The 15,780-nt window shown below is 42.7% G+C and carries 12 protein-coding genes; 8 read left to right on the top strand and 4 right to left on the bottom strand.

Going from position 1 to position 15,780, the window contains the following annotated elements; translation table 11 throughout:
- Positions 1 to 68 precede the first annotated feature (68 nt).
- The 7 genes from DPG01_RS04085 (at position 69) to DPG01_RS04055 (ending at position 7,593) form a co-directional block, all read left to right on the top strand.
- Positions 69 to 2,291 (top strand): primosomal protein N', encoded by a 2,223-nt coding sequence (locus DPG01_RS04085; RefSeq protein WP_110974269.1) that lies wholly within the window; start codon positions 69 to 71, stop codon positions 2,289 to 2,291.
- Positions 2,292 to 2,373: 82 nt separating this feature from the next.
- Positions 2,374 to 4,215 (top strand): monovalent cation:proton antiporter-2 (CPA2) family protein, encoded by a 1,842-nt coding sequence (locus DPG01_RS04080; protein ID WP_110974268.1) that lies wholly within the window; start codon positions 2,374 to 2,376, stop codon positions 4,213 to 4,215.
- 50 nt (positions 4,216 to 4,265) lie between these two features.
- Entirely contained in the window at positions 4,266 to 5,141 is an 876-nt protein-coding gene (locus DPG01_RS04075; protein WP_086209664.1) for an Hsp33 family molecular chaperone HslO, read from the top strand.
- 203 nt (positions 5,142 to 5,344) lie between these two features.
- Entirely contained in the window at positions 5,345 to 5,797 is a 453-nt protein-coding gene (locus tag DPG01_RS04070) for a DUF2147 domain-containing protein (RefSeq protein WP_110974267.1), read from the top strand.
- Between the two features lie 144 nt (positions 5,798 to 5,941).
- Positions 5,942 to 6,895, top strand: coding sequence for a DnaJ C-terminal domain-containing protein (locus DPG01_RS04065; RefSeq protein WP_086209666.1), 954 nt, complete (start codon positions 5,942 to 5,944; stop codon positions 6,893 to 6,895).
- Positions 6,896 to 6,905: 10 nt separating this feature from the next.
- The gene (locus DPG01_RS04060) at positions 6,906 to 7,262 is read left to right on the top strand and encodes a chaperone modulator CbpM (RefSeq protein WP_086209667.1); all 357 of its coding nucleotides are present in this window, start codon (positions 6,906 to 6,908) and stop codon (positions 7,260 to 7,262) included.
- A 70-nt stretch (positions 7,263 to 7,332) separates the two neighbouring features.
- The gene (locus DPG01_RS04055; RefSeq protein ID WP_086209810.1) at positions 7,333 to 7,593 is read left to right on the top strand and encodes a YdcH family protein; all 261 of its coding nucleotides are present in this window, start codon (positions 7,333 to 7,335) and stop codon (positions 7,591 to 7,593) included.
- Positions 7,594 to 7,713: 120 nt separating this feature from the next.
- Here DPG01_RS04055 and DPG01_RS04050 read toward each other — a convergent pair whose 3' ends face one another.
- The 3 genes from DPG01_RS04050 to rpsO all read right to left on the bottom strand — a co-directional run bounded on the left by DPG01_RS04050 (position 7,714) and on the right by rpsO (position 11,721).
- The gene (locus DPG01_RS04050) at positions 7,714 to 8,949 is read right to left on the bottom strand and encodes a magnesium transporter CorA family protein (protein WP_110974266.1); all 1,236 of its coding nucleotides are present in this window, start codon (positions 8,947 to 8,949) and stop codon (positions 7,714 to 7,716) included.
- Between the two features lie 140 nt (positions 8,950 to 9,089).
- Positions 9,090 to 11,177: a polyribonucleotide nucleotidyltransferase gene (gene pnp / locus DPG01_RS04045; RefSeq protein WP_171264465.1), complete on the bottom strand. Its 2,088-nt coding sequence runs from the start codon at positions 11,175 to 11,177 to the stop codon at positions 9,090 to 9,092.
- A gap of 274 nt (positions 11,178 to 11,451) precedes the next feature.
- The gene (gene rpsO, locus DPG01_RS04040; protein WP_004692669.1) at positions 11,452 to 11,721 is read right to left on the bottom strand and encodes a 30S ribosomal protein S15; all 270 of its coding nucleotides are present in this window, start codon (positions 11,719 to 11,721) and stop codon (positions 11,452 to 11,454) included.
- A gap of 253 nt (positions 11,722 to 11,974) precedes the next feature.
- Between rpsO and DPG01_RS04035 the strand changes: the two genes are divergently transcribed.
- A complete protein-coding gene (locus DPG01_RS04035; protein ID WP_110974265.1) occupies positions 11,975 to 13,273 on the top strand; it encodes a serine hydrolase domain-containing protein in 1,299 nt (432 codons plus the stop codon).
- Positions 13,274 to 13,971: 698 nt separating this feature from the next.
- On the opposite strand, the gene recD is transcribed toward DPG01_RS04035, so the two are convergent.
- Positions 13,972 to 15,747, bottom strand: coding sequence for an exodeoxyribonuclease V subunit alpha (gene recD, locus DPG01_RS04030; protein ID WP_213065991.1), 1,776 nt, complete (start codon positions 15,745 to 15,747; stop codon positions 13,972 to 13,974).
- Between the last annotated feature and the right edge of the window lie 33 nt (positions 15,748 to 15,780).

Genomic DNA, 15,780 nt, shown 5'->3' with positions numbered 1-15,780 from the left:
ATGTCATCACTCTAACACAACTCATTCATCACACAATCACAATTTCATCAGGACATTTTGAGCTTTTTATGCCAGAGAATACACTTTCCACCACACCGAGCTACCGTATTCGTGTGGCTGTTCCTGTTTATCTATATGACTGTTTTGACTATAGTTTAACGGCTGAACAATACCACCAAGCTGAAGTCGGTGCACGTGTGGCTGTCTCATTTGGTCGCCAAAATGTGGTCGGTGTCATTGTTGAGAAACTCACTGATGAGAAACCACTCGATTTAGGCTTTAAACTCAAAGCCATAACTGAGTTGCTCGATGACAGCGCTATTTTAGATGCTAAAGTTTTAAGTTTATTGACATGGGCAGCACAATATTACCAATTTCCGATTGGTGAAGTGATGCATGCCGCGTTACCTAGCTTTTTACGCCAAGGTAAGCCTTACAACCTATTGGCACGGATGTGGAAGCTGATTGATGACCATGCCGAAGACAAATTAAAGCGTTCTGAAAAACAACAAGATGCCTATAAAATTTTAAAACTACATCCCACAGGAACTTCTGAAAACATTTTAAATTTGGCTGGTGTAGAAACAACAACCTTAAAAACCTTAGAAAAAAAGCAAATCACCCAGTGCATCCTTGAAGCTCAAGACTTTAAACCGCAAGCCATGACACTGGCACAAATGCCTCTCACCCCCAATGAGGACCAAAAGCATGCCATTCAGCGTATTTTAAAAGTACGGAACAGCTATCAAGCGTTCTTACTCGATGGCTTAACGGGTAGTGGTAAAACTGAAGTCTATTTGCAAGTCATGCAAGAGGTTTTAAAACAAGGCAAACAAGTCTTGGTTTTAGTGCCTGAAATTGGTCTCACCCCACAAACAGTGAGTCGTTTTCAATCTCGCTTTCACTGTCATATTGCGCTACTACATTCAGGTTTGAATGATTCTAAGCGCCTGCAAGCTTGGCAAAGCGCACAAACAGGTAAAGCCTCAATTGTGATTGGCACACGTTCTGCCATCTATACGCCCCTTCCACATCTGGGTTTGATTGTCTTAGATGAAGAGCACGACTTATCATTCAAGCAACAAGAGGGCTTCCGCTACCACGCTCGTGATGTGGCCTTATACCGTGCACACTTAGAAAACTGTCCAATTATCCTCGGCTCTGCAACGCCCAGTATCGACAGTTATGCACTGGTCGAACAAAGTAAAATGATCCGCTTGGAACTGAACCAGCGGGCTGGTGCAGCAGTCATGCCAAAAATGCATGTGATTGATCTAAAAGTGGCACAAAAGCAAAATGGTATCAGCCAACAACTAATTCATGAAATACAGAAGCGTTTAGACAAAAAAGAACAGGTCTTGGTTTTTTTAAACCGTCGAGGCTATGCGCCCGTGTTAATCTGCGAGAGTTGTGGCTGGCAATCAAAATGCCCACATTGTGATGCCAATTTCACCGTACATCGAAAGCCTTATCAGCATCTCCACTGTCACCACTGTGGCACCATCCACCGTATGCCTGAGCACTGCCCGCAGTGTCAACATAATGAACTGAAACCGATTGGTTTAGGTACCGCAAAAGTTGAAGAAAACCTACAAGCGTTATTTCCCAATTTTGACGTGATTCGGGTTGATCGCGACTCCACCAGTCGAGTCGGTAGTTGGCAAAAAATTTATAATAAAATCCAAAAAAGCGAACCGATCATTTTACTCGGCACACAGATGTTAGCCAAAGGACATCACTTTCCTTATGTGACTTTGGTGGCGATTTTAGACATCGACTCAGGCTTACTCAGTGTTGACTTTCGTGCCACAGAACGTACCGCACAGCTCATCATCCAAGTTGCGGGACGCGCTGGACGTGGTGAGAAAAAAGGTGAGGTCTATTTACAAACTCTACGTCCAGATCATCCTTTGCTGAATACCCTTTTGGAATCGGGCTATCGTAGCTTTGCCAAGCAAACACTGAAAGAGCGTAAAGCTGCATGGATGCCCCCTTATCGCTATGCAGCTTTATTGCGCTGTGAGTCTAAACAACAAGAACTGAACCAAAGTTTTTTACAAGAACATGCACAAGCCCTGCGCCAAGCCTCAGAAAACACTATTGATATTTGGGGACCTATTCCTGCACCAATGGAACGTAAAGCTGGGCGCTATCAGGCGCATATGGTACTGCTCTCAAAAGACCGTGCACGTATGCACTTCTATATTCGTCAGTGGTGGCAAAATGTCTGGCACAACAAGCCGCATGGCATGAAATTAAGTCTCGATATTGACCCACAAGAGTTAAGTTAAGACCGTAGGTGAATAAGGCTTAGACCTGAGTCGCATTCTCCCTTAAACTTTAAACATAAAGAAAAAAATTTAGGACAGGGCAATGTCTCTACTGCTTCAAATCACCCTCTTTTTGGCTGCGGCACTGATGATCGTTCCGCTAGCCAAACGGCTCGGGATTGCCACCGTACTCGGCTATTTATTTACAGGTATTTTACTTGGCCCCAGTGTTTTAAATGTCGTCCATGACCCTGAGGATATTCATAAACTCGCTGAATACGGTGTGATTTTCTTGATGTTCATTATTGGACTGGAACTCCGACCACAACGTCTATGGGAAATGCGTAAATCCATATTCGTGATGGGGAGCTTACAAGTCGCTGTCTGCGGAATTCTACTCGCTTGCATCGTCTTTTTTGCCTTGCAACAACAGATTGCAGCCAGTGTTGTGATTGGTTTTGCCCTCGCTCTTTCCTCGACAGCCTTCGTTCTGCAACTTCTGAGCGAAAAACAACAACTCAACACCACGTTTGGTCAACAGTCCTTTTCCATTTTACTCTTTCAAGATATTGCTGCAATTCCGCTGATTGCAGTTATTCCCCTTCTTGCGGGAACAAGCTCAACCCATCATGGCATTGCCTACTTTGCCGCTATTGTTGCTACCTTTACAGGCTTATTCTTATTTAGTCGTTATCTCATGCGTCCATTTTTTCGCTTTGTGGCCAAAAGTGGCGCGCATGAACTGATTACCGCAGTCGGCTTATTTATTGTCTTAGGCGTGGTCGCGCTGATGGATGTCTTAGGTATCAGTACCACCTTGGGCGCATTTTTAACGGGAGTGTTACTTGCTGACTCTGAATTCCGTCATGAACTGGAAGCCAGTATTGCACCATTTAAAGGTCTACTTCTCGGTCTGTTTTTCATGACCGTCGGGATGAGTACCCAAGTTTCGCTCCTGTGGGAAACCCCAAGTCTGATTATTGGCGGTGCGTTATTGCTGATGTTGGTCAAACTGCTGGCATTAACGGCCATAGCTCGCTACTTCGAGTTTTCATGGCGCAATAGTTTGATGCTGGCAACCTGTTTGGCACAAGGCGGTGAATTTGCTTTTGTAGTGCTCAATGTGGCCATGAGTGAACATGTGATTACACAGGCCATTTTAGAGCCGATCAACCTGATCGTGACCTTGTCGATGATTCTGACGTCTATTCTATACTGGCTAATGAGTTCTTGGGTGGTACCGCTATTTGAAAAAGAAACTACTCCCGTCTATGACGACATTCCCGATCAACACAACCCAATGATTATTGCGGGTTTCGGGCGTGTTGGACAAATTGTAGCGCGACTGGTGCACTTACAACACCAGACTTTTACAGCCATTGATAGCAATATCGACAAGGTTGACTTTGTCAGAAACTACGGTGGTAAACTCTACTATGGAGATGCCACTCAACCCGATATCCTGCGTGCCGCAGGGATCGAACATGCCAAAGTTTTTGTGTTAGCCATTGATGACATTGAGGACTCAATGAATGTGGCACGCCATATTCGACTCAACTACCCTGACCTAAACTTACTGGTGCGGGCACGAGACCGACATCATGTGCACTTGCTGCGTGATCTAGGGGTCGAACATATTTGGCGTGAAACCTATTTATCATCCTTGGGGATGGCTTATTTTGCGCTGCGCAATCTCGGAATTGCTGAAGCTGATGCTTATAAGAGCATCGAATTATTCCGCGATTATGATGAAAAACTGCTCGCACAGCAGCAAAGCATTTATAACGATGAGCAGAAAGTGTATGAAACACATCGTAACGCTTTAGCCGAATTAGAACATCTGTTTGAAAGTGATACCCAATTGCGCCAAAGCCCTGTGGGGGTTGACCTACAGCGTGAGTTACAACATGACCGAATAGATGTGACACGGGATGAAGTAAAATGACTTGTGTTTTACAATATCGTCACCATTAAGACAGGATATTGGAGAAATTTATGTCTGATTTGCGTCAACGCTTTTATATTGAAGATAGTCCTGTTCGTGGTGAAGTGGTTCATCTTGAAGAAACCCTACAAACCATCTTGGCACAGCGTGATTATGCCCCAGCAATCCAAATACTGTTAGGCGAAATGCTCAGTGCCACGGCATTGCTTGCCAGCACCCTAAAAATTAAAGGCCGTATTAGTTTACAAATTCAGGCGTCAGGTAGCTTTAAATGGGCTATGGCGGAATGCAATCACCTCGGTGAAGTACGTGCTTTGGCGGATTATGAAGCTGACCCACGTTTTAACAGCGCTGAAAGTAGCAGTACCGTGTTGAGCACACTCGTCAGCCCAGTGCTGTTTATTAATATTGAACCTGAGTTTGGTGAGCGCTATCAAGGAATTGTGGCTTTAGATAAGCCAAATCTTGCAGGTTGCTTAATGCAGTATTATGACCTATCTGCACAAATTCCAACACGTATCGTCTTAGCCAGCTCAGCTCAGCGTTCAGGCGGATTACTCATTCAACTGTTACCGCGAAATAGTGAAGAAGAACAAGAACGTGTTGACCAAGACCTTTGGCCACGTCTAACCATGTTGACGGAGACACTTAAAGCAGAAGAGTTGACTGAGTTAGACACCAGCGAAATTCTTTACCGTCTTTATAACGAAGAAGACGTTCGTTTACCCGAAGTTGAAGCATTGAAATTCGGTTGTACCTGCTCAAAAGAACGTTGTGCTCATGCGCTTGAGCAAATTGGTGTAGAAGCTGTACGTGAAACACTAGAACATCAGAACCCCATTACCATGGACTGTCAGTTCTGTAACACACAATACAGCTTTAGTGCAGAAGAAGCGCTCGGCTTGTTTGGTGAGCACTTAAGCTAAGTCTTTCTCCTAGACATAAAAAAAGAGTAGCATCGCTGCTCTTTTTTTATGTCTTAAGTTTCATAAAAGTCATATTTTTCACATAAACCATCACTCTTATTCATAGATATTTTACTGGTCATTCCATTTAAATTTCGTTATAAATAAAACCATAATTTTTTTATGCCTTTTTTATATTTATTTTTCCTCGGGGCTTGGTTGTTATGAAACGATCTGTTTATCTTTTGGCACTCACCAGTAGCTTGGCTTTCTCCTGTTTTGCAGCGTCCGACCCATTACTTGGAAAATGGAAAACTATTGATGATAAGACGGGCTACTCGCTTGCAGATGTTGAAATTCAAAAAGATAAAAATAATCTCTATAGAGCTATCATCCTGAGTACACGTGAAATTCCAGGAGCAACCAAAATAGAAAATTGCACAAAATGTGATGGTGTGAATAAAAACCAGCCGATCATCGGGATGACGACTTTAAGCCATCTCAAAGCAGATGAGACACAAGGCAACACGTATATTCAAGGTCAACTGCTCGACCCGCTCTCAGGTTTACGCTATGACGCTCAGGCACGACTCAGTAATAATGGTAAGCACTTACGGATTCGAGGAACTTCGACCGAAAATGGCGGTGGACGTAACATCATCTGGGTCAAATATTAAGTATCCCTCATCAATCAAAGCCCCTTTCATTGGGGGCTTTTTTCTTGTCATGTTTTGAAACAATAAGGAACATATCTTTACTGTAGAAATCGACTAAAAGGCTGAATAATGATTAAAACTTAATCAATTTATAAATTCTTACTTATGCCGAAGAACCATTATGAAATACTCGGTTTAACGCGAGATGCGACAGCCGATCAAATTAAAAAAGCCTACCGTAAATTGGCGCGTAAGTACCATCCTGATGTCAGCAAAGAAGCCGATGCTGAAACACGTATGCAAGAACTCAACGTAGCTTATGACACCTTGAGTGATGAAACAAAAAAAGCGGAATACGACTTTGAGCTTGACCATCCGCAAGGTGCTCACCAATTTAATCAAAATACAGGCTTTGGTGGCTTTGAGGGTGCCTTTCGGAATGCACAGGGTGGTCAACAGGCACATGATTTTTCGGGCTTTGAAGACTTATTTGGTCGTTTTGGATCAGGCTTTGGTGGATCAAATTATCAATATCAACGCCAAAATCGCACACCCCATAAAGGTGAAGACCAACATGCACGCTTAGATGTAGATTTGGATGTAGGCTTCCACGGCACCACCCAAACCATTACCTTACAGATCCCTACTTTAAATGCTTATGGCGAGGCCGAAATTCAGCGTAAAACGCTGGAAGTTAAAATTCCTAAAGGCATGAAAGAAGGACAACAGATTCGTTTAAGTGGTCAAGGACAGTCGGGTATTCAGGGGGGTGAAAATGGTGACCTCTATATCGAAATTTACTACAAAGACACAGACACCACACGTGTTGAAGGGGTCGACGTCTATCACCAATTCAACATTAGCCCGTGGGAAGCCGCTTTAGGACTGAGCACAACTGCCACCCTGCCAAATGGCCGCACACTACAAATCCAAATTCCTAAAAACGCGAAAAATGGGCAACAACTACGTTTAAAAGATCAGGGGATTCCAGCCAAAACCGCTGGGCATTTATATTTAATTTTAAATATTGTTCAACCTCCTGCGCAAAGTGAGCAAGAGCAACAGGCTTACCAAGCCTTTGCTGAAGCTTTTCCTCACTTCAAGCCGCGTCAGTCTTAAGGAGAAAATTATGACGACTATTCATTATCGTGAAATTATTTTAGACGGATGTCGACACGCTGAAATTGTTGATGAACAACATAGCTTTGATTTAAAGCATTTTGCTGAAGCTTGCGGACAAAGTCCGGAGTGGGTTTTACAGCTGTTGGAATATGACATTCTGCCTAACCGACCCGATAACCGTATTCACCAGTTTTTTGGTGATGATGTCTCACGTGCACGGCGAGCCTATCGCTTACAACGTGACTTTGATGCCAGCTTTACTGCTGTTGCAATGATGCTGGATTTAATTGATGAGGTTCAAAAACTCCGTCGTGAAGTGAAACACTTACACCTCACCGACCCAGTTAAACCAACTCAGCACTAGTTCTATAAAGAAAGATTGGCGCATGCCTTTCTTTCTTTTTTTTATGCTAAAAGAGGATTTGACGGCAACCATGAAACTTAAAGTTTGTAATAAAAAGACCAAGCACATGTTTCCTGAATACCGAGACATGATTCAACAGCTTAGAGAAGACAATCCACATTTTTCTAAAATGTTTGATGACCATGAAGCGCTGGACAAGGAAATTTGTTTACTCGAACAAGATCCTGTTCGGATTCATCGTGGAGAGATTGAGCCCCTCAAACGCAAAAAACTGTTCATCAAAGATCAGCTTTATCGCATTTTAAAAGGAGCTCAACTCAAAACCTCTTAAATTTAAATGCTCTGCAACGCCCACATATCCGACTAATAAATTGAACAAGGATAGCGTTTGCCTCAAGAGCGTCTGGTTAAAGCGCATTCGCTTTAACTGTCGATACAGAAAATCACCCAATTATTTTAATTTGGTGATTTTCTCTAAATCTTTAATCGTGCCTTTCACGGTTTGTTTAATCGGCTCATAATCCATAAACCAAAACAGGTTCATATGTTGATCCGCATGTTGTTGAGCCAGCATATCAATAACACTCTTTTCCCCGCGACCGACCAAATGCCGTCGATAGAAATAATAAAGCAACGTCATGGTGGTCATAAGCATAATGCCGAGCATAATCCAAAACCCTGTAGGTGACTTCAGCCCAGGAATAAACTCAAAATTCATTCCATATACCCCAGTCAACAAGGTCAGTGGTGCAAAAATAGCAGTGATAATCGCCAAAATACGCATGTTTTCATTGGTTTGATTAGCAATCGCTGAGAAATGCAGATCAATAGCGGCCTGTACCGCACTTCTCAAACGAATCGTGTGCTTTTGAATACGTTCAATATGACTGGTCAAATCGTCCACACGCACCAACATGATGTCTTGTTTTTCACTGCGCTTTTTCCCTTTCAAGTGCGAATAATTATCCACAATTTCATCGCGCAATTCCTGTAAAGTTTCGATCTGTTCTTCACACAAATTTTCCACCTGCTGAAAAGCCATATTCTCCTGCAATAATTGATGCCATCTAGTAAAACGACGATGGCCTTGTAAAAGCTCCTGCTGCCAGAACTCCACTCGACGCGTGAGTGGAACTCGCAAGTCCAGATAACCATCAACCATATGGTTTAATAAACGCAGTGCTAAATCTAATGGAGTCGATGGGAGTTTTCGTGGCTTATTATGTTCTTCAATCGGACGCCCCAAAACCGTTTCAATCCGCTGAATATAACTTTCAACTTCTTTATTGCCCTGCTCTCTAACTGTAATCAAAACTTGTGGCGTGAGCATAAAACTAATAGGTGTGGTCGCCAACCCAAATACGCGCTCATGCTTTTCAACAGCCTGTGCATCAATTTTGATTTGGTCATCAGGTGTGATCAACTTTCGGAAGATCAATAAATCATAGTCTTCCAACGTATCGAATGCACAAGGATGTTCTAAATTTAAAATATCACGTAGGTGATATTCATTTACCCATATCCCTGTTGCCGAATAAATGTCTTGTTGCCAATGCTCAGCGCGATTTACTACGTCTTCACGGCTACACTCCACCCAGATAAATTCGGCTTCCTGCTCTGCAATCGGTTGTTTCTGCACATAGGTATGCTGTGCAGTAGGATGTTGATAGAAATAATAGCTTTGCATATCTCATTTATTATTGTCTGTCTTAGCCAGCATGATGCCATAAAAAAAGCCCTGAGCAAGCCAAAGTTTAATTTGGCAAAGCTCAGGGCTTTTCAATATCACTCAACTCACATAGAACATACTCTGTGAATTGGCAGAACTTAAACTTGCTCGATGTCTTTCATCGTCAATTTGATACGACCACGATTGTCTACGTCCGCAACTTGTACCTTAATTTCTTGACCTTCTTTCAACACGTCTGCCACGTTCGCAATGCGCTCGTTTGAGATTTGTGAAATATGAAGTAGACCATCAGTACCTGGAAGAATGTTAACAAAGGCACCGAATTCAACGATACGAATAACTTTACCAGTGTAAATTGTACCTGGTTCAATCTCAGCAGTCAGTGCTTGGATTTTTGCAACAGCAGCAGAAGCGGCTGCTTTAGTTTCACCAAATACACGTACTGTACCATTGTCTTCGATATCAATCGCTGCCTTGGTTTCTTCTGTAATGGCACGGATGGTTGCACCACCTTTACCAATCACGTCACGAATCTTGTCAGGGTTGATGTTGATGACTTGGAATGTCGGCGCATGCATTGAAATTTCAGGACGCGCACGTGAAATCACTTGGTTCATTTCATTGAGGATGTGCATACGACCCGCATACGCTTGGTTCAATGCAACTTCCATGATCTCTTCAGTGATACCTTCGATCTTGATATCCATCTGAAGTGCAGTAATACCGTTCGCAGAACCAGCTACTTTAAAGTCCATGTCACCTAAGTGATCTTCATCACCTAAAATGTCAGAAAGAACTGCGAAGCGCTCGCCTTCTTTGACTAGGCCCATTGCAATACCTGCAACTGGTGCTTTCAATGGAACACCTGCATCCATGAGTGATAATGAAGCACCACATACAGAAGCCATAGAAGATGAACCGTTTGATTCAGTAATATCCGATACAATACGAATCACGTACGGGAAGCGGTCAGCCGCAGGAAGAACAGCTTGAACACCACGACGCGCCAAACGACCGTGACCAATTTCACGACGCTTAGGACCAGATTCACGACCTGTTTCACCTACAGAGTACGCAGGGAAGTTGTAGTGCAACATGAAGTTGTCAGTTTTAGTACCAGCTAGGGTATCAACCATCAACGCATCACGGGTATTACCTAAAGTGGTAGTTACCAACGCCTGAGTTTCACCACGTGTGAACAATGCAGAACCGTGAGCACGATCTAACACGCCAACTTGAACGTCAATTGCACGTACAGTTTTCGTGTCACGACCATCAATACGTGGCTTACCAGACAAGATGTTGTCACGTACTGTACGGTATTTTAAGTCTTCAAATAATTCGTCAACTTCAGTAGCAATACCAGTTTCATCCTCTTCAGGAACAAACTGAGCAACAGCTTCAGCGTGAAGCGCATCTAATGCTGCATAACGGTCTTGCTTAACAGCAATTGTGTATGCTTCAGAGATTTTCGCTTCGAATGCTTCTTTCAATTTACCAAGAAGTTCTTCGTTTTTAACTGGCGCAACCCAAGTAGATTCAACTGCGCCCGCAGCTGCAGCAAACTCTTTAATTGCTTGAATTGCAATTTGCATTTCGTCATGACCGAAAAGTACAGCGCCTAACATTTGGTCTTCAGAAAGCTCTTTCGCTTCAGATTCAACCATCAATACAGCAGCTTCAGTACCTGCAACCACAAGGTCAAGATCAGATTCTTTAAGCTGTTCTAAAGTTGGGTTAAGGATGTATTCACCGTTGATTAAACCAACACGTGCGCCTGCAATTGGGCCTGCAAATGGAACACCAGCAATAGACATCGCAGCTGAAGCACCCAACATTGCAGCGATATCGCCTTCCATGGTTTTGTCAGAAGAAATAACAGTCGCTGTTACTTGGATTTCGTTGTAGAAACCTTCTGGGAACAATGGGCGGATTGGACGGTCAATAAGACGTGAAATTAAAGTTTCAGCTTCAGACTGACGACCTTCACGCTTACCGTAACCACCTGGGATACGACCTGCAGCATATTGTTTTTCTTGGTAGTTAACAGTCAACGGGAAGAAGTCTTGGCCTGCTTTTGCTTTTGGTTGAGCAACGATTGCAACAAGAACCTGTACACCACCCATGGTGATCACAACAGTGTTTGCTTGACGAGCAACACGACCAGTTTCTAAAACAACCGTGTGTTGACCATATTGAAATTCTTTACGAATAATATTAAACATAGACATGTATTGTTTTTTCCTAGTTCTTTTGAACAGTTATTTATCTAGTGGAGACCCCTAAGGTTTGGCATTCACATTACTCTTTTCAAGCAACGGTGGAAATGACAAAGCTTAGAAGCCGACCTCACCAGAAATTAAAAACATGATTTTAAGACACAAAGAAGGAGCGAAACATTCGCCCCTTCCCCATTACCTCGCGAAGACGAGGTAGACTTTCTTTTTCAGCGATAAAGCATTCAAGATGCGATAGTCCGAAAATAAAAGTTTAATCGAATTAACGACGTAAACCTAAAGCAGCAATCAAGTCGCTGTAACGAGTAGCGTCTTTACCTTTAAGGTAGTCAAGAAGCTTACGACGTTGGTTAACCATACGGATCAAACCGCGACGGCTATGGTGGTCGTGTTTATGCTCTTTGAAGTGACCTTGTAAGTCATTGATTTGAGCAGTTAAAAGAGCTACTTGAACCTCTGGTGAACCAGTGTCGTTTTCAGCGCGAGCAAATTTAGCAATGATCTCTGCGCGATCTGCGTTTGTTAAAGCCATTCGATTTCTCCGAGATGCTTATAAATTACATTTGATACAAATCAAATTGATTCTTCAAAACCAATTTGACTGCCGTGCATCACTACAGCAAGTTCGATATTTTAAGGGATATGGCGCTATATTGCAAAAATGTTTTAAGTTCATAGTCAATTCAGCAACTGACTGCTTTGTACAAATCATGCACACTAGTGACAATGAGGATTTTCAATCGCAGACTCAAGTCAAATAAAAAACAAAGAATAGTGAGAAATTTGTGAAAATTTTATCCACCAATACCTGTTATGTCCCACATGACTTAACACAAGTCATTCGTTCTAAAGATGAGGTTATCGCTGAATTGGGCGGGATGAATGACGCGCAAATTCAAAATATTTGGGACAGTGTAAAGTCCCTGTATAAAACGGGAAACTATCCTTTCATCAGCCTCTGCTTACGTCGTCAAGGGGAAATACTATTAAATCGCAGCATTGGTTATGCGCAAGGCAACTCACCCGATGGTTTAACGGCAGATGCGAAAATTGGCACACCTGATACCCCAGTTTGCTTATTTTCCGCCTCTAAAATCGTTACAGCCATGCTGATTCATCTTTTGGATGAACGCGGTGATCTAAATTTACTCGATCCAATTAGCCACTATATTCCTGAATATGCGGTAAATGGCAAACGGCGTGCTACCATTTTTCACTTGCTGGCACATCGCGGTGGCATTCCTCGTATAGACAATCAAGTCACACCCGAACTGCTATTTGATAAACATCAAATTTTAGAACAGCTTTATGCCGCACGCCCTGTTTCAGCTTCGGGCACACATCTGGCGTATCACGCCGTGACGTCGGGTTATATTTTAGGGGAAATTATTGAGCGGGTGACAGGTCAAACGGCCCGCGAATTTCTTGCCGAAAATATCGAAAAACCCATGGGCTTAGATTACTTTAACTATGGTCTAAAACCTGAGTATCAAGCGGATGTCGCTTTAAACTATGCCACAGGTCTACATCCACGTTTAGGCACAGACCATTATCTCAATCGAGTACTGGGCGGTGGTTTACAGTTGGCCGTCGATGTGAGCAATGATGCACGCTTTATGGACACGATTTGCCCAGCGGGCAACATTTATACCAGTGCGGAACAAGCTGGACGTTTCTTTGAAATGCTCTTGAGTGGTGGTGCATACCAAGGCAAACAAATCATGAGTGCCCAAACAGTATTTCGTTCGACATTGGCCACATCAGGAGTCAGTTTAGATCGAACATTATTAGTCCCGATGCGTTATGCTTTAGGCCCAATGTTGGGCAGTAATCCCATCGGCTTATTTGGGCCAATGACGGGACAAGCCTTTGGACATCTGGGGTTTTCCAATATTCTTTGCTGGGCTGATCCAGAACGTGATATTAGCGTGTCACTGTTAACGACAGGCAAATCAGTCGTCGGGACTCACTTACCCGCTTTAGCAAAAATGCTTTATCAGATTGCAACGAATTGTCCAAAAATTTTAAAGAGCCAGCGTCGCTCATTATTTGCAACGGATCGAACAGAAACAGATTTAGTCTGAGCATAAAAAAAAGCCCAAGTAAACTTGGGCTTTTTTGCGCTGTAGTTTCTTCTATTTTTGTTCTTGTTGTTTTGTTTATCATTATAATTATGCGCTTTTCCGCGTCTTGTATTAAACATTCCATGTTTAATCAATCACGTCCTTATGTGACAGATTTTGCCACATACTGCATGAGAAAGAAGTCGTATTTTTCGTATCTCCATGTAAGCGATTGCTTACGCAAAATCCTCATCCCCTCCATTATTGAACTTAAAATTATTTTAAAAAACCAATAATAATAATTTTAAACAAATAAAAACAAATATTTAAACACACTTAGACTTGATCTAAAAAATCATAAACAGTGCAATACTGTGACAGTATCTCTTCAATATTTAATCTATGACTGTATTTTATGCTTCAATGAATAAATGGCTATTTTTTGTCATATTATGCCAATTGATCAGATATAAAAAAGCTTTGTAGTCTCTCCCAAAACTACAAGGCTTAGCGGCTGTAAGTTTCCTCTTTCACTTACTTCACTGTAAGTTCGCTGTCTACTGACGTTATTATTATCTTTTTGCGATTATACCCAACATTCCGTGTTGAGCTCTTTATGTGAAGCCATCTTCTCAAAATCCTCAGCAAAGCTCTATGCGCAAATCTCCTGAATCCCTGTAAGCCATTTCGTACAAAGCCCCTGTTTGTTTATTAAAACTTCATAATTGAATTTGTTGGTTAATTTTTCTTGATAGACCACTTTTTCGGGTGGTTCGAGTCACCATAGCATGTACGAATACCTCTGCATCAACCAGTAAACTGACGACTTTTTTCGCTCGCGTAATTGCGGTATAAATCAACTCTTTACTGAGTAATTTTTCAGCCTGCCGATCTAACACCACCGCGGTATGGGTGAACTCAGAGCCTTGAGATTTGTGAATGGTCAGTGCAAAAGCCGTTTCAATATTTTTGGGTAATCGTGTCGCGGCTACCCATTTATCCAGACTGGGGAAATAGACCTCAAACTGCAACTTGCCTTGTTGAACGCGCTGTAAACACAGGCCAATGTCTCCGTTCGACAGTCCTAACTGATAGTCGTTATAGGTCATCATTACTGGACGTCCCAAGTACCAGTCGCCTTGTTTGATTTGTTTTAATTGTTCCAGCAGACGTTGCTCAATTTGCAGATTGAGCTGTTTTAGGCCGAAATGACCGTGACGTATGGCGGCTAAAATACGGTAATCATCAAAATATTGAACCACTTGAGAGACAAGAGCCACGTCAGGATTTTGCTGATATTGCTTTAAAGTCTCGACATAGCCCTGAAAGCCGAGCATCAACAGATCATAATAATGTTGTAACTGCTCTGCAGATAAAGCCTGCTCAGGCAACAACTCCAGTTGTAAATAATCAACCTTGACCTGACCCAGTTCAACAGCTTTTAAAGTCGTGGCGTTTACCACTTGCCGTTGAAAATTGTGCAATACGCTCTGTTTTTCAACAGGATGCGTCATTAAGTCAAAACAAGATTGCTGTTGAATAAACTGAGCAAATTTTCCAATCAATGCATCTGATTTGAAACGGCGGCTATTACGCAAATGGACTCTATTTTCAGCCAAAGCAGGAACCTGTTGCAGATCGGCAAGGACAGAGCCAACATCGACTGAGGCCAACTGATCGGCATCTCCCAATAAAATCAAACGAGCTTGGTTTGGCATGGCAGCAAAGAGCATCTGTGCCAAATTTAAATCCAGCATTGATGCTTCATCAACGACAATCACATCATAAGGTAAAGGTTGTCTGCTATGAAAACGCGGTTGCTGCGTATTCCCTAAGCCCAAAAGTCGATGTAGCGTCACAGGGTTTAAGTTTCTCAAATCTGGACTAACTAGGTCTTGTAACTTTTCATCCTGAAAAGAATTTTGCAGGGCTTCTTTCATGCGCTGTGCCGCTTTACCCGTCGGTGCAGCCATCGCAATACGAATATCAGGTAAGCTTTGCTTGAGCACCGCAATAATCCGTGCCAAGGTATAGGTTTTCCCTGTGCCTGGACCACCTGTAATGATCGCGAGCGACTGCTCAGCCACCATCGTCAAGGCTTGCTTTTGATATTGATCTTCTAGTAAATGAGCATAAGGTGAAATATCCACTTGCGTTAAATTTTGCAGTTTTAACCGCGCCACTTGCTCAGCCAAAGACTGCTCTAAAGCCCAATAACGATACAAATATAAATGGCCCTGATCATAGACAAACGGCGCTTTTTGCTGCTGTGCCTGCTGTTCATCCATCACCAAATCATTTAAGACAGTAACAACTTCAGTTGAAACTGAAATACAACTCTCACCGCGCTGCATGGCTTCAAGGACCTGTTGAATCACTTCACTACGTGCTTCGGTGAGCCCTGTTTGACTCAGCGGTGACTGCTGAATAAACTGACTCCAACGCGTTAACCATGTATCTATCTCGACAGCCTGATCAATAGTGGCTTTACACATATTTTCCACACGGTTATCCTCAAAGTTATCCAC

Source organism: Acinetobacter sp. WCHAc060042, from assembly GCF_003231195.1.
In the GTDB taxonomy this organism is placed as follows: domain Bacteria; phylum Pseudomonadota; class Gammaproteobacteria; order Pseudomonadales; family Moraxellaceae; genus Acinetobacter.
This window is presented reverse-complemented; position numbering and strand designations above follow the sequence as displayed.